21 protein-coding genes are annotated in these 23664 nt (G+C 45.3%); 15 read left to right on the forward strand and 6 right to left on the reverse strand.

Annotation, left to right across the window (positions count from 1 at the left end; genetic code table 11):
* Nucleotides 1-384: 384 nt before the first annotated feature.
* The 4 genes from AAA943_RS19510 to AAA943_RS19525 are packed head-to-tail and all read left to right on the forward strand — an operon-like array spanning nucleotide 385 to nucleotide 4779.
* Complete coding sequence (locus tag AAA943_RS19510; RefSeq protein ID WP_338226049.1) at nucleotides 385-1620, forward strand: nucleoside permease; 1236 nt, start codon at nucleotides 385-387, stop codon at nucleotides 1618-1620.
* A gap of 2 nt (nucleotides 1621-1622) precedes the next feature.
* Complete coding sequence (locus AAA943_RS19515; protein ID WP_338226050.1) at nucleotides 1623-2495, forward strand: hydroxypyruvate isomerase family protein; 873 nt, start codon at nucleotides 1623-1625, stop codon at nucleotides 2493-2495.
* Nucleotides 2496-2523: 28 nt separating this feature from the next.
* Nucleotides 2524-4203 (forward strand): GMC oxidoreductase, encoded by a 1680-nt coding sequence (locus AAA943_RS19520; protein ID WP_338226051.1) that lies wholly within the window; start codon nucleotides 2524-2526, stop codon nucleotides 4201-4203.
* A gap of 21 nt (nucleotides 4204-4224) precedes the next feature.
* Nucleotides 4225-4779, forward strand: a complete 555-nt coding sequence (locus AAA943_RS19525) for a gluconate 2-dehydrogenase subunit 3 family protein (RefSeq protein ID WP_338221666.1) — start codon at nucleotides 4225-4227, stop codon at nucleotides 4777-4779.
* Between the two features lie 194 nt (nucleotides 4780-4973).
* Here the strand turns inward: AAA943_RS19525 and AAA943_RS19530 are convergent, their stop codons facing one another.
* Nucleotides 4974-5624 (reverse strand): MCP four helix bundle domain-containing protein, encoded by a 651-nt coding sequence (locus AAA943_RS19530; protein ID WP_338226052.1) that lies wholly within the window; start codon nucleotides 5622-5624, stop codon nucleotides 4974-4976.
* Nucleotides 5625-5720: 96 nt separating this feature from the next.
* A complete protein-coding gene (locus AAA943_RS19535) occupies nucleotides 5721-6587 on the reverse strand; it encodes a glycoside hydrolase family 16 protein (RefSeq protein WP_338226053.1) in 867 nt (288 codons plus the stop codon).
* A 68-nt stretch (nucleotides 6588-6655) separates the two neighbouring features.
* Here AAA943_RS19535 and AAA943_RS19540 point away from each other — a divergent pair, with 68 nt between their 5' ends.
* Entirely contained in the window at nucleotides 6656-7819 is a 1164-nt protein-coding gene (locus AAA943_RS19540) for a homogentisate 1,2-dioxygenase (protein WP_338226054.1), read from the forward strand.
* Between the two features lie 37 nt (nucleotides 7820-7856).
* Here AAA943_RS19540 and AAA943_RS19545 read toward each other — a convergent pair whose 3' ends face one another.
* Both AAA943_RS19545 and pafA read right to left on the reverse strand, forming a co-directional pair.
* A complete protein-coding gene (locus AAA943_RS19545; protein ID WP_338226055.1) occupies nucleotides 7857-8267 on the reverse strand; it encodes a transposase in 411 nt (136 codons plus the stop codon).
* Between the two features lie 220 nt (nucleotides 8268-8487).
* Nucleotides 8488-10134: an alkaline phosphatase PafA gene (pafA, locus tag AAA943_RS19550; protein ID WP_338226056.1), complete on the reverse strand. Its 1647-nt coding sequence runs from the start codon at nucleotides 10132-10134 to the stop codon at nucleotides 8488-8490.
* 139 nt (nucleotides 10135-10273) lie between these two features.
* Here pafA and AAA943_RS19555 point away from each other — a divergent pair, with 139 nt between their 5' ends.
* The 9 genes from AAA943_RS19555 to AAA943_RS19595 all read left to right on the forward strand — a co-directional run bounded on the left by AAA943_RS19555 (nucleotide 10274) and on the right by AAA943_RS19595 (nucleotide 20835).
* Nucleotides 10274-11977: a hypothetical protein gene (locus AAA943_RS19555; RefSeq protein WP_338226057.1), complete on the forward strand. Its 1704-nt coding sequence runs from the start codon at nucleotides 10274-10276 to the stop codon at nucleotides 11975-11977.
* A 111-nt stretch (nucleotides 11978-12088) separates the two neighbouring features.
* A complete protein-coding gene (locus AAA943_RS19560; RefSeq protein ID WP_338226059.1) occupies nucleotides 12089-13921 on the forward strand; it encodes an ABC transporter ATP-binding protein in 1833 nt (610 codons plus the stop codon).
* Between the two features lie 28 nt (nucleotides 13922-13949).
* Entirely contained in the window at nucleotides 13950-14318 is a 369-nt protein-coding gene (locus AAA943_RS19565; protein WP_338221658.1) for a hypothetical protein, read from the forward strand.
* 68 nt (nucleotides 14319-14386) lie between these two features.
* On the forward strand, nucleotides 14387-15925 hold the full coding sequence (locus tag AAA943_RS19570; RefSeq protein WP_338221657.1) for a YifB family Mg chelatase-like AAA ATPase: 1539 nt from the start codon (nucleotides 14387-14389) through the stop codon (nucleotides 15923-15925).
* A 59-nt stretch (nucleotides 15926-15984) separates the two neighbouring features.
* Nucleotides 15985-16473, forward strand: a complete 489-nt coding sequence (gene tnpA, locus AAA943_RS19575; RefSeq protein ID WP_338226060.1) for an IS200/IS605 family transposase — start codon at nucleotides 15985-15987, stop codon at nucleotides 16471-16473.
* Between the two features lie 230 nt (nucleotides 16474-16703).
* A complete protein-coding gene (locus AAA943_RS19580; RefSeq protein ID WP_338226061.1) occupies nucleotides 16704-17003 on the forward strand; it encodes a GIY-YIG nuclease family protein in 300 nt (99 codons plus the stop codon).
* A 312-nt stretch (nucleotides 17004-17315) separates the two neighbouring features.
* Entirely contained in the window at nucleotides 17316-18185 is an 870-nt protein-coding gene (locus AAA943_RS19585; protein ID WP_338221654.1) for a restriction endonuclease, read from the forward strand.
* 534 nt (nucleotides 18186-18719) lie between these two features.
* Nucleotides 18720-20042 carry a Zn-dependent hydrolase gene (locus AAA943_RS19590; RefSeq protein WP_338226062.1) on the forward strand — a complete coding sequence of 441 codons (1323 nt, stop codon included), beginning with the start codon at nucleotides 18720-18722 and terminating at the stop codon, nucleotides 20040-20042.
* Between the two features lie 49 nt (nucleotides 20043-20091).
* Nucleotides 20092-20835: an MBL fold metallo-hydrolase gene (locus AAA943_RS19595; RefSeq protein WP_338226064.1), complete on the forward strand. Its 744-nt coding sequence runs from the start codon at nucleotides 20092-20094 to the stop codon at nucleotides 20833-20835.
* Between the two features lie 107 nt (nucleotides 20836-20942).
* On the opposite strand, the gene AAA943_RS19600 is transcribed toward AAA943_RS19595, so the two are convergent.
* Nucleotides 20943-21350, reverse strand: coding sequence for a DUF2784 domain-containing protein (locus tag AAA943_RS19600; protein ID WP_338226065.1), 408 nt, complete (start codon nucleotides 21348-21350; stop codon nucleotides 20943-20945).
* Between the two features lie 239 nt (nucleotides 21351-21589).
* On the opposite strand from AAA943_RS19600, the gene AAA943_RS19605 reads away from it, so the two are divergent.
* Nucleotides 21590-22378: a DUF3050 domain-containing protein gene (locus tag AAA943_RS19605; protein ID WP_338226066.1), complete on the forward strand. Its 789-nt coding sequence runs from the start codon at nucleotides 21590-21592 to the stop codon at nucleotides 22376-22378.
* 93 nt (nucleotides 22379-22471) lie between these two features.
* On the opposite strand, the gene AAA943_RS19610 is transcribed toward AAA943_RS19605, so the two are convergent.
* Complete coding sequence (locus tag AAA943_RS19610; RefSeq protein ID WP_338226067.1) at nucleotides 22472-23662, reverse strand: GTP-binding protein; 1191 nt, start codon at nucleotides 23660-23662, stop codon at nucleotides 22472-22474.
* Nucleotides 23663-23664 lie beyond the last annotated feature (2 nt).

Below are 23664 nucleotides of genomic sequence, written 5' to 3' on the forward strand. Positions count from 1 at the left end.
GTCTGAGTCACCCCTTGTTTGATTAAAATTTCGATTTGGTACCTTTGCTCTGGGCTGAGATGATTGAATTTCTGCATGACAACACTAATTTAATTCTTCAGCCTAAGGAAGGAAGCCTAGGCTTCCTTCCTTAAACCTTTAGTGTTGCACTTATTACTTGAATCTGGGGTTGATTAAATTAAAACTGGAATTTCGGGTATTCTAGACCCATTTTGACTAATTTCTGATCAATAGCTTCATGGGTTTATGAGTGGCTCCGCAAAACTTTCCGGGCCTTTTCTTCTCAATCTGGAAACAGATGCTTAAAATACAGCAAAAAGCCCAAAATTTAAATCTGAAAGCAGAAAACCACTTTTTCTATAAAAAAAAACAGCCCAATCCCCTATGAATCTAATGACCAAATTTCGCCTGTCACTCATGATGTTTTTGGAGTTTTTCGTGTGGGGGTCTTGGTATGTGACCATGGGTACGTTCTTGGGAAACAACTTAAAATCAGCCGATCAGGAGATTTCCTTGGCGTTTTCCACTCAATCTTTTGGAGCGATCATCGCCCCATTTATCGTCGGTCTGATCGCTGACCGGTATTTTCATGCCCAGAGAATTCTGGGAGCAATTCATTTGGTGGGTGCCGGTTTGATGTATTTGCTATATCAATCCGGGGATTTTTCGGGTTTCTTTCCGATTCTTTTGGCTTACATGATCCTCTTTATGCCCACGCTGGCCTTGGTAAACTCCATTTCTTTCAATCAGATGAAAGATCCTGCCAAGGAGTTTTCCGTAGTCCGTGTTTGGGGGACGATCGGCTGGATCGCTTCCGGTCTTTTGATTTCTACCTTGGGATGGGATAGTATCGGAGGGTTGGCGGATGGAATGCTCAAAAACACCTGGCTGATGGCAAGCTTAGTGTCCTTGGCTTTGGGAATCTACAGTTTTACACTGCCAGCCACTCCTCCGAGAGCTCAGGCAAAGGGAGGATTTAAACTTTCAGAGGCTTTGGGATTGGATGCCCTTTCTTTGTTAAAGCATAAGAATTTTGCCATTTTCTTTTTGTCTTCCATTCTGATTTGCATCCCGCTTGCCTTTTATTACCAAAACGCCAGTCCTTTCCTAACTGAAATCGGGGTGGAGAATTCCACCGGAAAAATGACCATCGGGCAAGTTTCGGAGGTGCTTTTTATGCTGGCCTTACCGGTGTTTTTCTCACGGTTTGGCATCAAGAAAACACTCCTGGTAGCCATGCTGGCTTGGGCTGTCCGCTACCTGTTTTTTGCGTATGGAGATGCAGATTCAGGGGTTTGGATGCTTTTGGTTGGAATTGCCCTGCATGGAGTATGCTATGACTTCTTTTTTGTCAGCGGTCAGATTTATACGGATGCTCACGCCGGACAGCGATTTAAGTCTTCCGCACAGGGTTTAATCACTTTAGCTACCTATGGAGTAGGGATGTTGATCGGATTTTGGGCAGCTGGTCAGATATCGGATTACTTTCTCAATCCATCCGGAAATCATGATTGGACTTCTATTTGGTTGATTCCTGCTGGTATTTCCGTTTTGGTTTTACTATTTTTCATTTCATTTTTCAAAGACGAAAGAATCAAACCTGATACTAACCCAAACTAACCATGGATTTCGACTCCGGAAGACGTACAATTTTGAAAAAACTGGCTTTAAGCGGTGCCACCCTTGGAACTCTTTCCTCCATGGACTGGAAAGAGGAAAAATTCCCACCACTCAAAGGAAATATCAATCATGGCGTATGTGCATGGTCCATGAGACCGCTCTCTCTTGAGGAACTTTGTGTGGGAATCAAGAGTGTCGGCGTACAAGCCATCGATCTGATCGGTCCCAACAATTGGGCAACACTTCAGAAGTATGGCATTCACTGCTCCATGTGCAATGGTGCGGAGCTTGGTATACCAGATGGATTCAATGATCCGAAATTCCACGATCAGTTGGAAAAAAACTACAAGGAAGTCATCCCCTTGGTAGCCAAAAACGGCTACAAAAACCTGATTGCCTTTTCCGGAAACCGGAGAGGAATGGATGACGAAACCGGTTTGAAAAATTGCGAAGCAGGAATAAAGCGAATACTGGCCGATGCCGAAAAACACGGGGTCATCCTACAAATGGAGCTACTCAACAGCCGAGTGGACCACAAAGACTATATGTGTGATAAATCAGCCTGGGGCGTAGAACTATGCAAGCGAATATCCAGTGATCATTTCAAATTACTTTTTGACATCTATCACATGCAGATCGACGAAGGAGACATCATTCGCTCCATCCGAAACAACCATCAGTATTTTGGCCACTACCACACTGCAGGTAATCCCGGAAGAAATGATCTGGACGAATCTCAGGAAATATATTATCCGCCCATCATGCAAGCCATTGTAGATTCTGGGTTTAAAGGGTACGTTTCTCACGAATTCATACCCAAAGGAGAAGATAAAATAGCTGCATTGGGTCATGCCGTGCAGGTTTGTGACGTTTAAGAAAATTAATTAACCAAATACCATACTTATGGCAAATGAGAAATATGACGCAATCGTAGTTGGGTCAGGGATTAGCGGCGGTTGGGCTGCAAAAGAGCTGACGGAGAAGGGGCTGAAAGTGTTGCTCCTGGAGAGAGGCCCGGTGGTTGAGCATGTGAAGGATTACAAAACTGCCACACTTCCACCTTGGGAAATCCCACATAGAGGACGAAGAACTCAGGAGATGCTGGAAAATCATCCCAACCTGAGGAGAGATTATGTGCTAAATGAACTGAATCTGGACTGGTGGGCACATGAAAGTGATTCTCCTTACGTAGAAGAAAAGCCGTTTACTTGGTTTAGAGGCTATCAAGTGGGAGGAAGATCCCTCCTATGGGGACGTCAGTCCTACCGCTGGGCGGATGTGGACTTCGAAGCCAATGCTAAGGAAGGAATAGCTGTGGACTGGCCTATCCGATATAAGGATCTCGCCCCTTGGTATAGCTACGTGGAGAAATTCATAGGCGTATCCGGATCCAAAGACGGATTGGAGATTCTTCCCGATGGAGAGTTTCAAACCCCTGTTCCTATGAACTGTGTGGAAAAAGATGCCGCAGAAAAAATCAAGGCACACTATGGAAATGCCAGAACCTGGACCATAGGTCGTCCAGCCAACAATACCGATCCCTTGCCTGGCAGATCGGGCTGTCAATATCGAAACAAGTGTTCCTTAGGCTGTCCTTTTGGGGGATATTTCAGCACCCAGTCTTCCACCCTTCCAGCTGCCGATGCTACAGGAAACCTTACTTTGAGACCATGGTCTATTGTAAGAAGATTGATTTATGACAAAGACACCCAAAAAGCCACAGGAGTAGAGGTCCTCGATGCGGAAACCAACCAGACTTATGAGTTTGATGCCAAAATCATCTTCCTCTGCGCTTCTGCCTTCAACTCCACGGCAATCTTGATGCGCTCAGCTACTGATATTTGGCCGGGAGGATTGGGATCGAGTTCCGGAGAATTGGGGCATAACGTCATGGACCACCACTTCCGCTGCGGTGCCAACGGACAAATGGAAGGTTATGAAGACAAATATTACTTTGGAAGAAGACCTACCGGACTTTATATCCCCCGATTCAGAAATATCAACGGAGACAAGAGAGACTATCTGAGAGGATTTGGCTATCAGGGAGGCGCCAGCCGTAGCGGCTGGTCCAGAGATGTGGCGGAGTTGGGCTTTGGGGCTCCCATGAAAGAGGCCTTGACCGAACCGGGACCTTGGAGTGCCGGGTTTACAGCCTTCGGTGAAATTCTCCCTTATCATGAAAATCAAATCCGACTAAGTGACACAGTGAAAGACAAGTGGGGAATGGAAGCCCTGGTCATGAGTGCCGAAATCAAGGACAATGAGCTGAAAATGCGAAAAGACATGATGAATGATATGGCAGAAATGCTGGAAATCGCCGGATTCAAAAACGTAACTACTTTCGATGCTGGGTACACCTTCGGTCAGGGTATCCACGAAATGGGTACAGCCCGGATGGGAAAAGATCCAAAAACCTCTGTACTCAATGGGAACAATCAGGTTTGGGAAGCCAAAAACGTATTCGTCACAGATGGCGCTTGCATGACTTCTGCCGCAGCCCAAAACCCCTCCCTTACCTACATGGCACTGACTGCAAGAGCTGCGAATTTTGCTGTGGAAGAATTGAAAAGACAAAACCTCTAATCGATAAAAGCTATGACAGTAATGAACAGAAGAGATGCACTAAAAAGCGTCGCACTGATGATGGGGGGTACGATGATCGGTGCCACCGCAATCCTGACAGGATGCGCTCCCGAAAATCAAATCAAAGATCTGAACTTCAGCCCTGAAGATTTAGCCTTTCTGGATGAAATCGGAGAAACCATTATTCCTACTACAGATACCCCCGGTGCCAAGGCTACCAAAATCGGTGAATTCATGCAGATGATGGTTAAGGATACCTATGATGCCGAGCAGCAGCAGGCCTTCATCGATGGACTGAACACCATACGTAAGGAATTCAAAGCTGAAAAAGGCAGTGACTTTATTCAGGCCAGTGCAGAAGATCGCCTGGCTTACTTAAATGGTCTTCAGGAACAGTTCAAAAACAGCGGAGAAGAGCGCAAGCCGATCATTATCAATATGCTTCGCGACCTGACTGTCCTGGGATATTTCACCTCAGAAATCGGGGCATCCCAAGCTCTGCGATATGTGGAAGTTCCCGGCCGGTATGACGGCTGCATTGATTACCAAAAAGGTGACAAAGCCTGGGCAATCTGATCCCAAAAACAAAACGAGGATGTCTCAAAAATAAAGTTTGTCACATTGAGCGAAGTCGAAATGTCGTCCAGAAAGCTGGTAATGGCCTTCGACTCCGCTCAGACTGACAACGAAACGGTTTTTGAGGCAACCTCTTTTTATGGTAACTCAATTTTTTAGGAAAAAGCAAGAATAACCTTTTGACTGTATTAAGGTTAGATCATTCCTTCATTTCTCCTGACCGGGCGGAAAAGGAACAAAAACATCACCACCACCAAAATAATCAAAATGGCCACCTCAAATTGGGCCCATATCTGAGATCGGTTGATCAAAGTCTTGGCTTTGGTAATGATCCTTTCCCCTTCTTGAAGCTGAATATTGCTGAGGTTGTCCAAATCCTTCCGAGCATCGCTGATTTTTTTGTCATAGATTCTGACCTGAGCTCTGTTTACCCCTGAGGAATCGGAATAGAGCAGTTCATAGCTTTTGATATTCAGGTCTTGAGTGATGATTTTTTTGAAATCATTCAAATACGTTGCCTCTTCAGGGGTCAATTTGGTTTGCTCAAATTCGGTAACCACTTCCAGAATCTGAACCTCATAGGTTGAAATCTCATTGATGACTTTGGAATAGTCATATTCCACATCGCAGTGATCGATCAGTTTCTGGATTTGGAAAAGTTTTTCAGAAATATCAAAAATGTAACTTTCTACAACTAAGCGGTCATTGTAAACTTCTGTAAAGGTTGTGCTTATATTTTTGAATGATTGTCTTTCCAGAAGATTTTTAGCATAGAGCATCAAAAGCAGAACACTGATGATAATGAAGGCTCTGATCTTCCTTCTTTTGGTATAGGAATCTTGCATGAGGTAAGTAATGCTAACAATGGAACTTGGTCTAATTAACGGACAAAAGGAAACATTCCAAAAAATTTCGGACAAATACCTCCAAGTGCGCCAAGTTTATTGCCCTTTCGGCATCTGATTATAGACTCGCACATAATCGATTTCCATTCGCTGAGGCCAAATATCAGGATCCACACCTTTCTGTCCACCCCAGTTTCCTCCCACTGCAATATTCAGAATCAGATGAAAAGGCTGATCAAAGGGCCACTCCTGATAGTCTCCACCTGTATTCTCAAACGTGAAATATCGCTGTCCATCTTTGTAGAAATCAATTTTTTCGGCAGTCCAATCGATGGCATACAGATGAAACTCCGAATTAAAATCAGGTACATTCACCTGAGCTCCTTTGTGGGTGTTTCTGGTATGATTAAATGCTGCAGTATGAACCGTGCCATGAACTGTACCCGGATCGTAGCCCACATGCTCCATGATGTCAATTTCTCCGTTTTTTGGCCAGCCCCCGTGACGGTTCTCTTCGGCCAACATCCAGATAGCCGGCCAGGTACCCACTCCTTCAGGAAGCTTGGCCCTGACTTCAATGTACCCATATTGCCAGGCGGCCTTGCCTTTGGTGACTAAGCGGGCCGAGCTGTATCCTTTAGCAAAGGAAGAATCCTGCTTGGCCTCGATAATCAAAACCCCGTTTTCCACTCGGGCGTTGGCAGGGTTGGCTTCGGTGTAAAATTGCAACTCATTATTTCCCCATCCATGGTCACCTACATTATATGCCCACTTTTCAGGATCTGGAAGTCCATTTTGATCAAATTCATCTGACCAAAGCAGAGTAGCTCCTGTCTGAGCTATTGTCGGAAAAAAGATTACTGAGAATAATGGAATGAGGATCAGAACCCAAGTTTTTTGGATGGCAGGGAAAAGTCCGGCAAAACTTTCTAAACCGGAGCCCAGTTGATCAAAAGAGTACATGAGAAGATGAATAGGTCTTTGAGATAAGTGCTAAATTAGCATGCAAAAGCTAATATAAACCCAAAATCATGGCATACTACTTCAGATTAGGAAAAATCTCCCCCAAGCGACACACCCAATTCAGGCAACCTGACGGCAGTCTTTACAAAGAAGAATTGGTGAGTTCAAAAGGCTTTTCAGGCATCTATTCCAACCTGTATCATATCTACAATCCCAACGAAGTCAAATCCATTGGCACTCCCAAACCCTATAAATGGGAACCTGCGGATGCCTACGGACTCAATCAGACCCATCTCAAGACTTCAGGTGTAGAGATCACCGGAGAGGACTACCTGAGTGCCCGAAGGATGCTGATGATGAACAATGACGTCATGATGGGAATCTGCTCTCCCAAGCAGCGGAAAATGGATTACTACTTCAAAAATGCCGATGGGGACGAGTTGATTTACATCCACGACGGAGAGGGAGTATTGTACTCTCAATTTGGAAAGCTGGAAGTGAAAAAAGGGGACTATGTGGTCATTCCAAGAACTACGATTTATCGGTTTGAATTTGCAGAAGAAGGACCTCTCCGCCTTTTGGTCATCGAATCCCATGGCCCGATCGAAACGGTAAAGCGTTACCGAAACGAGGTGGGACAATTATTGGAGCACTCACCTTATTGCGAAAGAGATATAAGACCTCCTCATGAGCTCCATATCGAAGATCAAAAGGGCGATTACTTAGTCCAAATCAAAAAACAGGGCATGCTTCACCAATATCACTATGGGCACAGCCCCTTGGATATCGTGGGCTGGGATGGGTACCTCTACCCTTATGCGCTTTCCATTCATGATTTCGAGCCGATCACCGGACGAATTCATCAGCCGCCTCCGGTGCACCAGACTTTTCAGGCTTGGGGATTTGTAATTTGCTCCTTTGTTCCTCGCTTGTTTGATTATCATCCTTTGGCTATACCTGCCCCTTACAACCACAGCAATATTGACTCGGATGAGGTGCTCTATTATGCAGAAGGTGAATTTATGAGCCGAAAAGGCATAGACCGGGGATCATTTACCCTACACATGGGCGGACTTCCCCATGGGCCCCATCCGGGAACTGTAGAAAAATCGATCGGTGCCAAGGAAACCAAAGAATATGCAGTCATGCTTGACACGTTCAAGCCCCTGATGCTGACTAAAGATGCGTTGAGCTTCGTGGATGAAAATTACCCGATGAGCTGGACAGAATAGGAGCCAAAAAGCCTCAGGATCTCTTCCTGAGGCTTTTTTACATCCCCAGAAACTTTAGCTCCTCTTCCAAAGGGAGCTCCTGATGGATGAGTTCTTGGCGCATGATTCCGCTTTTTTCGGAAGAAAGCCGATTTGTACTCACCGAATGAGCATGAAATCCGCTTTCCCATTCCAAAATCGGGACTATTCCCTGATTTTCTTGATAACTCAAAATTTTTGCCTGAATCTGAAGCAGAATTTCTCTGACCGATGAAGAGCTGTCTAGATTGATTAATACATGAATATGGTCTGGCAAAATGCTGAAGACGCAAGGTTGTTCGCAGTTTTCAGACAAAAAATCCTCCAGCGCCTCCTTGACCACAGTTTTTAACTTTCCTTCTATCAAAGGCCTTTTTTGAATGGTTTCAAATACAAGGTGAATCCAGATTTTCGAGTATGAATGGCTCATATATAAAAATGAATAACTCAAATTAATCAACTTATTGAAAAAAATCCAAGACCAATCCTTCTTGATTTTAAGAAAACCTAAAATGGCATCAGAAGTAACTTCGAGACGACAAATGAAAGGGGGAAAAGAAACATCTGAAGTGGAGAAAAAATAAAGAACACCCTACATTTTTTTCAAAAAAATAAAAAATCCCGGCTGATGTACCCGGGATTTCTGAAGTTTATCGCTGCAGATTTGAATCTACAATCTCTTTGATTGGCTGCCCTGTGGACCCATTCGGGAATTTGATTCTCAACAATACCGACAAGGTAGGTGCTATATCCGTGACGGTGGTATAGGTGGAACTGGTGCCAGGCTTGATTCCCCAGCCATAGAAGGCAATGGGTACGTGGGTATCGTAGGTATATCCCGAACCATGAGTGGTTCCTCTTTGACCACCGGCTAGCCAAGCAGGCTCCAAGACTAAAAGAACATCCCCAGAGGCTTTGTGGTTGAATCCCATCTGAAGCAAGTGCTTGCTTCCGAAATTATACTCCATTGTCTTGAGATCAGCAGCAGTGTATGCTTCCTTCACTCCCTTGAATCTCAGAGAATAGTCGGCGATTTCCCGCTGCATAAGTTCAAAATCCATATTTTTCTCTCTTGCCAAGTCCTTATTAAGGAAAACCTGTTCGTTGGAAAAATTCAGGATCCAGTTACCATCTCCATATTTGGCCTGAGCAAAGCCGCGGAGCTGTCCCAAAATCAGTCCGGTATTGAAGTTGCCAGCAGGAACTTTTTCGCTGACCATGTAGCTCGGCACTTCGGCCACAGCATGATCTGCGGAGATAAAGACCAGATATTGCCCTTTGCCGATTTTCTGATCCAAGTAGTCAAAAAATGCTGCCAAATCCTTGTCCAGTCTGAGGTAATTGTCTTCCACTTCTACAGAAGAAGGACCAAATCGATGACCGATGTAATCCGGACTGGAAAAGCTCACTGCCAGTAAATCAGTCACTCCTCTTTGCCCCAGCTTTTCTCCTTCTATCGCCGCATAGGCAAAATCCAAAGTCAGACTATTTCCATAAGGAGTGGAGGCGATGAGGCCGTAGTCCCCATTATTCTTTCTCAAAGAATCCAGAGCGTAAGGGAATGTGGGAGTATTTTTTCCAATAAAAGGAGCCTCAAAATCATTGTTGTCAGGAAGAGAATTGACGTAGGACTCAATCGGATACAAGGTATTCCAAGTCTGTCCTAAGTAGTAATCGGGTCTTTTCTTCGCATTGAAATCAGCCGCCCATTGTGGTAAAGACTGATGGTAATAAGTTGAGGTCATCCACTCCCCATTGTCGCTGTCGTACCAATAGGCATCTCCGGTATGTCCTGCAGGCAAGCTTGCTCCACGGTCTTTGATGGCTATTCCTACGACTTTGGATCTTTTGGCAGTAGAAAAACGAAGTTCGTCTGAAATGGTAGTAGAAAGTAGGTTTCTGGGGCTGATTTGCCCATTTCCCGGAGTACCGCCTACATGGGTGACCGTACTGTCCTCTGCACAATATATGGCCCTGTTCAGCTGCCGCACATACCAGTTATTGGCGATAATCCCATGGGTAGCAGGGGTGGTACCGGTGTAGACAGAGGCATGTCCCGGTCCGGTGTAGGTAGGGATGTAGTTGTAATGCCCGTTGGTCATCATAAATCCCTGCTCGGTAAATCGCTTAAAGCCTCCCTCACCAAATCTGTCTCCAAAGCGATACAGGTACTCTTGTCTCATTTGGTCCACGATGATTCCTACCACTAATTTGGGCTGATCCTTAGTTTGTTGGGCTGAAGCAGAAAGTACAAATAGGCTTACTGCAAAAAATACCGCCAAGATCTTTCTTACCATTTCTCGTTGTTTTTTGCCAAAGATAAAGATATCTCCTTTTAGGCAGGTTAAAACTTTGTTAAGGTCATTTTAGTAGAAGGAAAAGGACAAAGCCAAGGCCTGATGAAAAATCTTCGGATTCTTTTTTAGCTTTAAGGCCATGCAAAAAAAAGAAACTCTTCGCTTTCTGACCCTGTCTATTTTGTCTCTGGGCATTTTCCTGGTTTCCTTTCAGGCTTTTTCTCAGGGCTCCTATGTGCCTTACGACAGAGATTATTACCACAAAATCGAACGATACGAAATCCTTCAGGGGCAAAACAACCCTTTTTTCAATACCGGATTCAAACCCTACCGAAGAGATATCCTTGCCGGTTTTTTGGACAGCTTGGCTACCAATCCGGAAGTGATTCGGTCCAAGGCAGACCAATTCAATCTGGATTACCTGAGTCAGGATAATTGGGAGTTTTCTGAGCGGGAAATTCCTGAATCGAAAAAGCCATTTCTGAAGAAATTATACCGACGGCCAGGGGATTTTGCCCATTACAATTCAGAAGAGTTTGATATCCACCTCAGCCCGGTCATCTATCTAAGTGGTGGTACCGAAACAGACAACAATCAAAATCCTGCCCGACTAGCCAGAGGGGTGGTTTTGAGGGGTTCGGTAGACCAAAAGGTGGGCTTTTTTACCTATTTCACCACTTCAGAGGTCTTTTTCCCCTCTTGGGTAAATGACTACACTCAATACAACGGAGCTGTTCCGGGAGAAGGGTTTTGGAAAAGATATCAGGACAATGGCTACAGCTATTTTTCCGCTTTGGGTCATGTGTCCTTTCAGATCACCAAGCATATTGAAGTACAGGTGGGACACGATCGGAATTTTGCCGGGGAGGGATATCGCTCTTTCCAGATTTCGGATTTCTCCAACCCCTATATGTTTGTCAAGTTCAATACAAAAGTCTGGAAGTTTCAGCTGACCAATATCTGGTCCCAAATGACCGCAGATGTATTTTACGACAGAGGCCGACCCACGGATGGCAGATATCCCCAAAAGTATTTTTCCTACAACCGCATGGGCTTCAACGTAGGCAAAAAAATCAACCTCGGCTGGTTTGCTTCGGTGATGTCGGACAAGATCAATTTCAACTACTTCAATCCCCTAGTCATGGTGAGATGGGTGGAGCAGCAGCTGGGTACACCGGACAAAGTCATGCTGGGGATAGACGGAAAGTGGATGGTCACTCCCGGATTGCAGCTGTATGGACAGTTTGCTTTGGATGAATTTGTCTTCACAGAGTTTTTCGAGATTGACGGAGACGGTTCCAAGCGAAACAAATATGGAGCCCAGGCCGGATTGAAATACATCAATGCACTGAACATCAGCAATCTGGATTTTCAGCTGGAATGGAATCAGGCCAGGCCCTACACTTTTCAGGAGAAGGTGGAACATCAATCCTATTCCAACTGGCGCACTCCCCTCACCCATCCCAGAGGTGCCAATTTCCGCGAGTTTGTAGGTATTCTTCGCTATCAGCCTCTTCCCCGGCTGGATTTGAATCTCACGGGCATGTATCAGCTTTTCGGAGCGGATGAAAACCCAGAAACCAATTGGGGTGGGGATGTGCTGAAAAACAGACTGGAAGGCAGCCCAACCGGCCTCTTTGGTAATTTTATCGGTCAGGGAGTGGAAAATCAGGTTGTCCAGACCAATTTTAACGCTTCCTATATGTTGAAACACAATTTCTTTGTGGACTTTTCCCACACCTATAGAAGAAGGACGGCCCAAGACCTCATCGCACCTCAGGCCAGCAATTTCCTGCAGTTTGCCTTCCGGTGGAATTTCACCAGACCGGATTTCAATTATTGATGGTCGATCCAAGATCTGCATTTAGGGTCATCTTGGGGCTGGAAGAGTCTGGGAAGTCTTCCCTCCGCTAATTTTCCGTAACTTGCGGCCTAAATAATTTCGTCCTTTTAGATGAACACCTACTTTCGGATTCTTTCCTATGCCCGGCCCTTTGGCAGGTTTGTTCCGATCTACATTTTCTACGCCTTTTTGGCGATTGTCTTTGGCCTGCTCAATTTCACCCTGCTCAAGCCTCTCTTTGATGTCATCTTTGAGCAAGTAGAGCCGGCATCTTTGGAAAAATACCGCAGTCTGGGCCCTTTCAGCCTTTCGGTAGACTACTTCACCTCCTTGTTTTACCATCGGTTTCTATTGGTGCAGGATGCCTACGGCAAATTCGGAACCTTGGTCTTTGTCTGCATTATCATCGTCATTTCCGTCTTCCTCTCCAATCTCTTCACCTACTTATCCGGGGTGGTTTTGGCCAAAGTAAGAGCCACAGTGATTCGCGGCATGCGTATGGACATCTTCCAAAAAGTCAACCGTCTCCACTTGGGCTACTTTTCCAATGAGCGCAAAGGTGACCTGATGTCCAAAATGACCAACGATGTGCAGGAAGTGGAAAACACCATCGTCCAGTCTCTGAGAGTGGTTTTCCGGGAACCTGCCACCATCATTCTGTATTTTGCAGTGCTGTTTTTCATGTCGGTCAAGCTGACCGTTTTCACCATTCTGATTATCCCTATTTCCGGAGCCATTATCGGTGGAATCACCAAACGCCTGAAAAAACGGGCCATTCAAAGCCAGCAATCTCTTGGGAGAATTGTGAATATTCTGGATGAAACCCTAGGGGGCATGCGGGTCATCAAGGCCTTCAATGCCGAGCGGTTTACAGAGGATAAATTTGACGGAGAAAATGACTATTACTCCCGGGTCAATGTGAGCATGGCCCGAAAAAACGAGCTGGCTTCTCCCATTTCCCAATTCTTGGGAGTAAGTGTGGTAGCAGGCATTCTGGTCTATGGAGGCAGTTTAGTCCTGAGTGGGGAATCCAGCTTGAGCGCCTCGGACTTTATCACTTACATCATCATTTTCACCCAAGTCCTCAATCCGGCCAAGGAAATCTCCCGTGCCGTGAGCAGCATTCAAAGAGGGATAGCCTCAGCCGAGCGAATCTTTGAAGTGGTGGACACTCCTGAGCTGATCAACTCCCCGGCCAACCCCAAAAAGCTAAAGGCCTTTGAAAAAGAAATTGAATTCCACGAGGTCAGCTTTGCCTATCAGGATCAGTTGGTTTTGGAAAAGATCAGTTTTCGCTTGGAAAAAGGAAAAACTATTGCCTTGGTGGGGCCTTCAGGTGGGGGCAAGTCCACTTTGGCCGATCTTGTACCCCGATTTTATGATCCTACTTCCGGGCAGATTACCTTGGACGGAACTGACATCCGGGAGTATTCCACTTCCGAACTGAGAAACCTGATGGGCATCGTCACTCAGGAATCCATCCTGTTTAATGATACGGTTTACAACAACATAGCCTTTGGAATCGAAGAGGCCACTGAGGAGCAGGTGATCGCAGCCGCCCAAATTGCCAATGCGCATTCCTTCATTTCCCAGCTCGAAAACGGCTACCAAACCAATATCGGAGACCGGGGTTCCAAGCTATCCGGAGGACAAAGGCAACGTTTGAGCATTGCCCGGGCCGTGTTGAAAAACCCACCCATTCTGATCCTGGACGAAGCTACTTCGGCATTGGATTCCGAATCAGAGCAGTTGGTACAAGAGGCTTTGACCAAACTGATGACCAACCGTACCACCTTGGTCATCGCTCACCGTCTGAGTACGATCCAGCATGCGGATGAGATTTTGGTCATCGAAAAAGGCAAAATCGTCCAGAAAGGCACCCATACCGAATTGATGCAGAGAGAAGGGCTTTACCAAAAGCTTTCCAGTATTCAATCCGTTTGAGTAAATTAGAAAAAATTAATTTTGACCTATGAAAAAGCTTTCATTATATCTCCAACTGGCTCTGCTGGTATTCTTTCTGGTTTTCTTGCTCTTCTTCATCTTCTTTGATACGCTGGGAGCTACCTTCAATATGGACCCGATCACTCCCGAATCTATGGTCAAGGTGTTTTTGACCGGCTTGATTGTATTCTTGGCTGTTTGGGGAGCTACTGCCATGCATACCAGCAGTCAAGACTCCACGATCAAAAAGATGCAGAATGAAATGAATGGATTGAAGGCAAAAATCTACGATTTTGAGCATCCCAAGTCTGAGGAACCCAAGAAAACCATTCCTCAAAAAAACCAGGAAGACCCTAGCGGGACCATCAAGCCCCGCCAAAATTTTACGGATCAATAAAGATTTAATTTTCGCAAAGTTCTATATTAAGGAAGCCAAATCGGTTTCCTTTTTTATTTGAAAAAGCTATGGTTGCAAAAACTTTTGGAAGTGCCGTCTCAGGAGTAGACGCAAATCTGATCACCATCGAAGTCAATGTAGGACAGGGCACCAGCTTCTTTATGGTAGGTCTTCCCGACTCAGCCGTAAAGGAATCCCAGCAGCGGGTAGAATCTGCCCTGAAGTATTTCAACTACCGCATGCCCCGGCAAAAGGTGGTGATCAATCTCGCTCCTGCAGATATTCGAAAAGAGGGGTCAGCCTACGATCTACCCATCGCCATGGGGATCTTGCAGGCTTCAGAACAGGTGAGTTTCCCAGAACTGGAGCGCTATGTGATTATGGGCGAGCTTTCACTGGACGGTAATCTCCGCCCGATCAAAGGGGTCCTTCCCATTGCCATCGAGGCGAGAAAGAGAGGGTTCAAAGGCTTTATTCTTCCCTTGGAAAATGCCAAAGAAGCCTCTATCGTGAATAACATCGACATCATCGGTGTGGAGACTTTGGATCAGGCTGTGGATTTCCTCCAGGGCAATTTGGACATCGAGCCCTTGGTCACCGATACCCGGGAGATCTTTTATCATTCTCTGGACGAAAACGAATTTGACTTTGCCGATGTGCAAGGTCAGGAAAATATCAAGCGGGCCATGGAAATCGCCGCAGCCGGAGGACATAACGTGATCATGATCGGCCCTCCCGGAGCGGGGAAAACTATGCTCGCCAAGCGCCTGCCTTCCATCTTGCCTCCGCTTTCCCTACAGGAAGCTTTGGAGACGACAAAGATCCATTCCGTAGCGGGTAAACTGGGACGAAATGCCTCTCTCCTAGCCCAAAGACCTTTCCGAAGTCCTCACCATACCATCTCTGACGTAGCCTTGGTAGGCGGAGGAGGAAATCCCCAACCCGGGGAAATCTCTTTGGCCCACAATGGGGTATTGTTTCTGGACGAACTCCCGGAATTCAAGCGCACAGTCCTCGAAGTCATGCGTCAACCCCTCGAAGAGCGAAAGGTCACCATCTCCCGAGCCAAAGTCTCCGTGGACTATCCGGCCAACTTTATGCTGATCGCCAGCATGAATCCCTGCCCCTGTGGCTACTACAATCACCCGGAAAAGGAATGTGTCTGTGGACCTGGAATCGTGCAGCGCTACCTCAACAAGGTGAGTGGTCCCCTACTCGACCGGATTGACCTGCATGTGGAAGTGACTCCGGTGAAGTTTGACGAAATGACCTCCACCCGCAAGGCAGAATCCAGCAAAGCTATCCGGGAGCGGGTGATTCAGGGAAGAGAAAAGCAAAAAGATCGCTTCCAAAACAATCCCGAAGTCTACTGCAATGCCATGATGCCTTCCCACATGGTCAAGGAAGTCTGCCAAATCAACGAAGCAGGAAAAGCCCTGCTCAAAACCGCCATGGAACGACTTGGCCTCTCCGCCCGAGCCTATGACCGCATCCTCAAAGTCGCCCGCACCATCGCCGATATTGCCGGAAGTGAGGCCATCAAAGTAGAGCACCTCGCCGAAGCAATTCAGTATAGAAGTTTGGATCGAGAAGGATGGGCGGGGTGAGGAGTATGGAATGAATGATTATGAAAAAAAGTGAAAGTGGAAAAACAACTTTTTGAATTATGGCAAACACATATACTCAAATTCACATTCAAGTGGTTTTTACTGTTCAAAATCGCGATTGCATCATTCAAGAAACTTGGAAAAATGAGCTTTATAAATATATCTCAGGGATTATAAATAACCACAACCATAAAGTCCTTGCGATAAATGGAATGCCTGATCATGTCCACATTCTTATCGGGATGAGGCCAACTCAATCGCTTTCGGAATTGATGCAAGATGTAAAAGGAGACAGCTCAAAATGGATCAACCAAAAGAAGTTTACAAAAGGGAAGTTTTCTTGGCAGGAAGGATTTGGGGCCTTCAGCTACAGCAAATCTCATATAAATCAAGTTATTGATTATATCAAAAATCAGGAGGAGCATCACAAAAAATGGAGCTTTTTGGAAGAATATAGGACCCTGTTAGAGAAATTCGAAGTAGAATTTGACCAGCGTTATATTTTTCGGGGAGTGGATTATGGCAACGATATATTCCAACAGCAGTAAGTGCCGTTAGGCACAGGATGTGGGTAGTATAGGCTCAAACCAAAAATATCCCGTCCCGGATGGGACGGAAGAAGAGGTCCGCTCATATTCTACCAATATTCTGTCCCTAAAGGGACTAATGAAAACCTAAGCAGTGGGGCTGAATGTAATTTGAAATTTTTTCTGCCTTGAAATTCTATCAAGAAGCATGGACGGGGTGATTAATCAGGAATAAAACTTAAAATTAAGGGATGAAACAAATCTACAAGATAACCTACCCTACCAATAAAATCTATATCGGAAAAGACAGTGTGGGAAGCCATAGATATTTTGGCAGTCCTGATTTGTATTTAATCAATAAAGATTTCGAAAACCTACCAAAAGAAGTTCAAATGGATTATACCGTACGTAAAGAAATATTGTGGGAATCTGAAACCGCGACAGAAAGAGAATTGGCAGAAAAAGAGATTGAATTCATTCGAAAATACCAGTCAAATAACCCAGAAATCGGATATAACCAATGGCCAAGATTTAAAACTGATCAAAAATGAAATTCGGTAAACCGATAAAAATTTTCCTAATAGATGGGGATCCAAATGGGCGAATGAGTGATAATTCAAATAGCAAGTGCCGCTAGGCACTGGAGGTGGGTAGAAAAGATTCAAGCCAAAATATCCCGTCCCGAATGGGACGGAAGAAGGGAGGCGGTATCTTACATACTACCAATATTCTGTCCCTAAAGGGACTAATGAAAACCTAAGTAGTGGGGCTGAATGTAATTTGAAATTCTTTTCTAGTTGGAAATTCAATCGAGAAGGATGGACGGGAAGAATAATTAGGGATTAAAAATTTAAAATTGAATAATGAGAAAAAGAAAAAGTCAAGCTGAGTTTGTAAAATGGTTTGGTCCTGTCTTGGACGCCCTTCGTGAACTAGGGAATACTGGAAAGCCAAAAGAGGTATGTGAAAAGATAGCTGAAAAAGAGAACTTGACAGAGGATTTTTTGGATCAGACTTTAAAATCAGGGACAAATAGATTTGAAAATCAAGTCGCTTGGGCAAGACAATATTTGATTTGGGAAGGACTCCTTGACTCAAGTGTTAGGGGAACTTGGAAACTGACTGAAAGAGGAAGAAATACCAATTTGGATTATGCTGCTGCCCATAAACTATTTTTGAAATGGGTTGAAATCAATCAAAAGGCCAGAAAAACGAAAACCAAGGAAGAAATAATTGAGGACCAAGAAGAGGATTCACCAGAAACTATTGAAATTCCTGCCGAGGCCAACCTGCTTTCAGTATTAAAATCTTTATCCCCTAAGGGATTTGAAAATATTTGTAAAGAGCTATTGAGAGAACACAATTTTGAAAAAGTGGAGGTAACTGGTAAGTCACATGATGGAGGAATCGATGGCTACGGGGTTTTGGAAATCAATCCATTTGTAAGTTTTAAAGTCATCTTCCAATGTAAACGTTACGAGGGCTCAGTTTCTAGGTCACAAGTGGGAGATTTTAGAAATTCAATGTTAGGAAGAGCCGAAAAAGGGATAATTCTGACCACTGGTACTTTCACAAAAGAAGCTGAAAAAGAGGCAAACAGGGAAGGGGCACCACCTATTGAACTTGTTGACGGAAATAAACTCGTTCAAATGTTTGAAAAGGTACAATTGGGTTTAAAACCCAAAACTGTATATGAGATTGATCTGAATTATTTCGAAAAATTCAAGGAATAGAATGTTGAAAAAATAAGGGTCTATCAAATGCCTAACCGTTGGGGAATTCCAAAAGAGGTAGAAGAATTAGTGAAGGCAAGGGATTTAGCCTGCGTTTATTGCGGAGTATCTTTTCACGATTCCGATGGTTCTACCAGATCAAAACCCTCTTGGGAGCATATTATCAATGATATTCGGATTAATGGCCCAGAGAATATTGCTTTGTGTTGCCGCTCCTGCAATGCTAGCAAGGGAGCTAAAGAATTAGAGGTTTGGCTATTGAGCAGCTTTTGCCAAAAAAAGGGAATAAGCAATTCGACTTTAGCTCCTGTGGTTTTGGATTATCTGAAAGGAAAATTATCCCTCCTAAGCATAGCTTTCCTCTACGCCCTTTTATTTCCGGGAATTAAATATTGCCTTACCTTATCAACTTAAAAGTTCTACGAGGAGCCAAATTTACCAGCGGACTCCCCTACAGAGTAAATCCATTTTTTTACACAAATCATAATTCTCCTCAAAAAAATCTTAACTTCTTGCACCACCAATTCTTACCCCATGAGTCGTAGATCTTTTTTAAAGAAAACTGCCTTGGCAAGTTTGGGCTTTTCTGCCCTTGGCTTGCCGGTCCTCGAAGCAAATCCCTTTTTCGCCAATCTCCCCAAAGTCAATCGGCAACGCATCGTGGACCGCATCGCCGAACTGGCCAAATTTGGGCAGGATGAGCGAGGGCATGGATTCCGGGTGGCTTACACTACTGGAGATGTGGAGGGGAGAAAATGGTTTATGGACTTGATGGAAAAGGCTGGCTTGAATCCCCGAATCGATGCCGGAGGAAATATCATCGGAAGACGGGAAGGGAAAAATCCCAGCTTGAAACCCATTGGCTTCGGTTCGCATATCGATATGGTCCCGGATGGGGGTAATTATGACGGGACTTTGGGAAGTTTGGCGGCTCTGGAAGTGATTGAAATCCTGAATGAAAATAAGATCACAACCGAGCACCCTCTGGAGGTAATCATCTTTGCCAATGAGGAAGGAGGCCTGATCGGAAGCAAAGCCATGGTCGGAAAACTCACTCCCGAAGGTCTAAAGCAAATCAGCCAAAGCGGCCTCGAGATGGCTGAAGGAATCCGCACCATAGGTGGAAATCCCGAGGACATTAAAAGCGCCGAGCGGAAAAAAGGCGAGGTCCATGCTTGGCTGGAATTGCATATCGAGCAGGGAGGAATCTTGGATGCCGAAGGTCTGCAAATCGGAGTTGTGGAAGGAATTGTGGGGATTTTGGATGTGGAAGTGCTAGTGGAAGGTTTTGCCAACCATGCCGGAACCACTCCCATGAAACTGAGAAAAGACGCCATGCTCGCCGCCTCCAAGCTCACTGTCGCAGTCAATGAAATCGTCACAGCCATGCCTGGCAATCAAGTGGGAACGGTCGGAAAAGTAGAAGCCCATCCGGGAGCCTATAATGTGGTACCGGGAAAAGTCATTCTTGGATTGGAAATCCGGGATCTTTCCTTTGACAAAATCGAGGAGATCCTGGCAGCTATCGAAAAGAAAGCCAAAGAAATCGCCGCAGAAACCCAAACCAGCATCTCCTTTCGTCGGGAACCCAGCTTCAATCTTCCAGCTCTGACAGACTCTTCTTTGCAGCAAAAAATCAATGCGGCAGCGATTGCGTTGGGACTTTCTACCAAACAGATGCAAAGTGGAGCAGGTCACGATTCCCAGCAGATGGCTTTGATCGCTCCGGTGGGGATGATCTTCGTGCCCAGCGTGGGAGGCATCAGTCATTCTTACAATGAATTTACCAAAGCAGAAGACATGGAAAATGGGGCAAATGTGCTCCTCCACACCATTCTAGCAGTGGATCAATCTTGATCCACAAAAAAACCTCTTCGCAGTATTCAGGTTATTTAAAAAAACACCCATGAAAAAGCTACTGACTCTTCTTTTGATTTTCTGCCTTGGAAAATCATTTGCCCAAGATCAAATTCCTGCCCAAAACGGCAATATTAGCATCCAACCCATCCTCCACGGCACTTTGGTGGTTTCCTATCAGGACCTGACCATTTATGTGGATCCTTATGGAGGAGCCAAGGGTTTTGAAGGGCAAAAACCTGCTGATTTGGTACTGATCACTGACATTCACGGCGATCACCACAATCAGGAAACCTTGGATGGTCTGGACCTTTCCCAAGCCACCATCATTGCCCCTCAGGCCGTATCTGAGAAGCTTCCTGCAGGAAAATACAAGTCCGTAGTCGTTTTGGGTAATGATTCTTCCACAGATTTTTCCAGCGCAAAAATTACTGCCATTCCCATGTACAACCTTCCTGAAACTGCCGACAGCCGTCATCCCAAAGGCAGAGGAAACGGGTATGTAGTTGAGTTGGGAGGAAAGAAATTATACTTCTCCGGTGATACTGAGGACATTCCGGAAATGCGTGGCTTAACGGGAATTGATGCAGCTTTTGTCTGCATGAACCTTCCGTACACCATGGATGTGGAGCAAGCTGCCAGTGCGGTGGCAGAATTCCAGCCAAAGATGGTATATCCGTATCATTATCGGGGAACCGAAGGATTGAGCGACGTCGAAAAATTCAAATCTCTGGTCAATGCCTCAGCCCCCGGTGTAGAGGTACGTCTGAGAAACTGGTATCCAGGAAATTAATTTCTTTGAATTTTAGGCTTCCAAGCTAAGAATGGACCCCTTCAGCGCTTGGGATTGATGCCGAAGATTGAAAAGACTGATAAATCGGTGAGATTTATTACTCATCCCTACTGTCGGTCGTCACTTCTAGCTTTTTTCCAATTCACCCAAATCGACATCCCAAAGGCCAAAAGTGTTAAGCCCAGTGTCCCGCCATCTACCCATTTTTGATCAGGCTTCCAGCCAAAGATCCGGTCGAGCAGGTAGCTGATATAGGAGTTGGGCAGGTTGGGAGTGCCGAGTTTCTCCAAGACTTGCCAGTGCCAATCCGTCAAAGGGCAGTAGCCCCAACCATACCAAATCCCCAAAAACCCCCACGAGAGTAAAGTCAGACTTATGGTGATCAAATGTGCTTTTCGTGTTTTTCTCCAAATCCATCCAATTAGATTGAAAAGAATCAACCCGGAGTGAAAAAACAGGAAGAACCAATCGGCCAGGTAGAGCTGAAAATCTGCGAAGACGATGGAAAGCACCATGAGGTAGGTTTTGTGTCAAGATAGAAAAGTCTGATTAAGTCTTGAACTGAAATGAGCTCCAAAAATCCTCAAAAAATAATACCGAGGGAAAAATACTGTCCGGATTCAGGATGAAATCGCAATGGAAAAACAAACTCATTGCACGTAAAGTTGGCACTAAAACAACCCATATCGGCTCTTAAAGCCAATCCAAATTCGATTCTTTATCGTAAATCACCCGTAAAAAAGCATAATAACCCATGAATCAGATTGAGTTCATAGAAAATGAAATTCTAGACTTAAGAAATCAACTCAGAAACCACCCCATGTACGAGCAGCTCCGTCAAATTGCAGATGTACGGACTTTCATGGAAAATCACGTCTATGCGGTTTGGGATTTCATGTCCCTCCTTAAGGCACTTCAGCTAAAAATCACAACCGTGCAAACCCCATGGGTGCCCGCTCCAAATGCCAGTTTGGCTCGATTCATCAACGAAATCGTTCACGGAGAAGAAAGTGACCTCAATGAATTGGGGGAAGCAAAAAGCCACTTTGAAATGTACCTCGAGGCTATGGACCAGCTCGAAGCGAATACTGAAAATATCCGACATCTGATAAAACAAGTTCAGTCAGGTCATTCTGTAGCAGTTGCTCTGGATGAGTTGGAGATTGGCTCCAAAGTCAAAGACTTTGTCAATTACACCTTTTCCGTCATCGAAACTGGCCAAACTCATAAAATAGCCTCCGCCTTTACTTTTGGAAGAGAGGACTTGATTCCGGATATGTTTTTGGAGATCCTCAAAAATTCAGATGCGGAAAATACCCGCTACACCAAGCTAAACTACTATCTGCAGCGACACATCGAGCTGGATGGAGATGAGCATGGACCGCTTTCCCTGCAGTTGATCGCAACACTATGCGGAAATGACCAGGAAAAGTGGAAAGAAGTCCTTGACGTTGCCAAAGAGTCTTTGGAGAAAAGAATTGGCCTCTGGGATGCCATTCATGAATTGATTTTGGAGAAAAATACCCAAATGGCTGACTTTTAAAATCAGCTCCGGCGCACCTCAATTCAAGGAAAGGTTGGATTACTTTTCCGAAAACGAAAAGTAATCCAACTTTTTTTCCTACGATACATTTTATCAAAACGGCCAAGGATCCTGGATTTTCGCCCCTTTTTCCAGCAAATCCAACTCCCGGTCAGTCATCAGACAGGCTGTCAATTCAAATGTGATTTTACCCACTTCGGGATATTGCCCGATGAGAACCAGCTCATTCATCCGATCCCCAAAGCGCTTGTCCCATCGGGATTCAATCCATTGCTGATTATCCAAATAGGAAGCATAGCGAATCCGCTGCTGAAAAGGCATCGAAGCCCACCATACGCCCGCAGGTTCGGCCTTGAGACTGCCTCCAGCCTGAGACCAAGAAATGGCTTCATTCATCCGGGACCCGATATAAAACAAGCCTTTGCTTCGGATAATCGATGCCGGCCAATCTGACTGGATGTAGTTCCAAAAACGCTGAGGATGAAATGGTCTTTTGTCCCGAAAAACAAAGCTGCTGATCCCGTATTCCTCTGTTTCGGGAGTATGTTCCTTTTCCAATTCCTCCATCCAGGCTGCGGAAGATGCCTCTAGGGCCTCATCATACAAGCCGGTATTGAGGATTTGATCCAGTCCAACCTGACCCTTTTCAGTTCGGATGACCTGAGCACGGGGGTTAAGTTTTCGGATAATCGCTTCAAGCTCTTCGGCTTGCTCTTGAGGTACCAAGTCACACTTATTCAGCAAAATCACATTGGCAAATTCGATCTGATCAGTGAGCAGATTCACAATGGACCGTTGGTCTTCCGGGTCATCGTTCATCTGTCGGGTCCAAACGGTATCTCCACTCCCAAAGTCTTTCGGAAAGTTAAACGCATCCACCACGGTCACCAAGGTATCCAGCTGACTCACATCCCCCAGAATGGCCTTGCCGTGCTCGTCCACGAAAGTGAAAGTTTGGGCCACTGGCAAGGGTTCTGATATCCCGGAGCTTTCGATCAGTAGGTAGTCAAACCTTCCTTCTCTGGCCAGCTTGCCTACCTCTTCCATCAAGTCCTCCCGAAGCGTACAGCAGATGCAGCCATTGCTCATCTCCACGAGTTTTTCCACCGTCCTAGACAGCGTATTCCCCTGCTGAATGATTTGTGCATCCACATTGATTTCGCCCATGTCATTGACGATGACGGCTACTTTCATTCCTTCCTTATTGTGTAGGACATGGTTGAGCAGGGTGGTTTTTCCGGCTCCCAAAAAGCCGCTCAATACAGTTACAGGTAGTTTTTTCATAA

The sequence above is a fragment of the Algoriphagus confluentis genome (assembly GCF_036245625.1).
Taxonomy (GTDB): domain Bacteria; phylum Bacteroidota; class Bacteroidia; order Cytophagales; family Cyclobacteriaceae; genus Algoriphagus; species Algoriphagus confluentis.

Bases quoted from the DNA above. Each gene is read 5' to 3' on its own strand.
- AAA943_RS19510 (WP_338226049.1), top strand. From the start codon at position 385: ATGAATCTAATGACCAAATTTCGCCTGTCACTCATGATGTTTTTGGAG.
- AAA943_RS19515 (WP_338226050.1), top strand. From the start codon at position 1,623: ATGGATTTCGACTCCGGAAGACGTACAATTTTGAAAAAACTGGCTTTA.
- AAA943_RS19520 (WP_338226051.1), top strand. From the start codon at position 2,524: ATGGCAAATGAGAAATATGACGCAATCGTAGTTGGGTCAGGGATTAGC.
- AAA943_RS19525 (WP_338221666.1), top strand. From the start codon at position 4,225: ATGAACAGAAGAGATGCACTAAAAAGCGTCGCACTGATGATGGGGGGT.
- AAA943_RS19530 (WP_338226052.1), bottom strand. From the start codon at position 5,624: ATGCAAGATTCCTATACCAAAAGAAGGAAGATCAGAGCCTTCATTATC.
- AAA943_RS19535 (WP_338226053.1), bottom strand. From the start codon at position 6,587: ATGTACTCTTTTGATCAACTGGGCTCCGGTTTAGAAAGTTTTGCCGGA.
- AAA943_RS19540 (WP_338226054.1), top strand. From the start codon at position 6,656: ATGGCATACTACTTCAGATTAGGAAAAATCTCCCCCAAGCGACACACC.
- AAA943_RS19545 (WP_338226055.1), bottom strand. From the start codon at position 8,267: ATGAGCCATTCATACTCGAAAATCTGGATTCACCTTGTATTTGAAACC.
- pafA (WP_338226056.1), bottom strand. From the start codon at position 10,134: ATGGTAAGAAAGATCTTGGCGGTATTTTTTGCAGTAAGCCTATTTGTA.
- AAA943_RS19555 (WP_338226057.1), top strand. From the start codon at position 10,274: ATGCAAAAAAAAGAAACTCTTCGCTTTCTGACCCTGTCTATTTTGTCT.
- AAA943_RS19560 (WP_338226059.1), top strand. From the start codon at position 12,089: ATGAACACCTACTTTCGGATTCTTTCCTATGCCCGGCCCTTTGGCAGG.
- AAA943_RS19565 (WP_338221658.1), top strand. From the start codon at position 13,950: ATGAAAAAGCTTTCATTATATCTCCAACTGGCTCTGCTGGTATTCTTT.
- AAA943_RS19570 (WP_338221657.1), top strand. From the start codon at position 14,387: ATGGTTGCAAAAACTTTTGGAAGTGCCGTCTCAGGAGTAGACGCAAAT.
- tnpA (WP_338226060.1), top strand. From the start codon at position 15,985: ATGGCAAACACATATACTCAAATTCACATTCAAGTGGTTTTTACTGTT.
- AAA943_RS19580 (WP_338226061.1), top strand. From the start codon at position 16,704: ATGAAACAAATCTACAAGATAACCTACCCTACCAATAAAATCTATATC.
- AAA943_RS19585 (WP_338221654.1), top strand. From the start codon at position 17,316: ATGAGAAAAAGAAAAAGTCAAGCTGAGTTTGTAAAATGGTTTGGTCCT.
- AAA943_RS19590 (WP_338226062.1), top strand. From the start codon at position 18,720: ATGAGTCGTAGATCTTTTTTAAAGAAAACTGCCTTGGCAAGTTTGGGC.
- AAA943_RS19595 (WP_338226064.1), top strand. From the start codon at position 20,092: ATGAAAAAGCTACTGACTCTTCTTTTGATTTTCTGCCTTGGAAAATCA.
- AAA943_RS19600 (WP_338226065.1), bottom strand. From the start codon at position 21,350: ATGGTGCTTTCCATCGTCTTCGCAGATTTTCAGCTCTACCTGGCCGAT.
- AAA943_RS19605 (WP_338226066.1), top strand. From the start codon at position 21,590: ATGAATCAGATTGAGTTCATAGAAAATGAAATTCTAGACTTAAGAAAT.
- AAA943_RS19610 (WP_338226067.1), bottom strand. From the start codon at position 23,662: ATGAAAAAACTACCTGTAACTGTATTGAGCGGCTTTTTGGGAGCCGGA.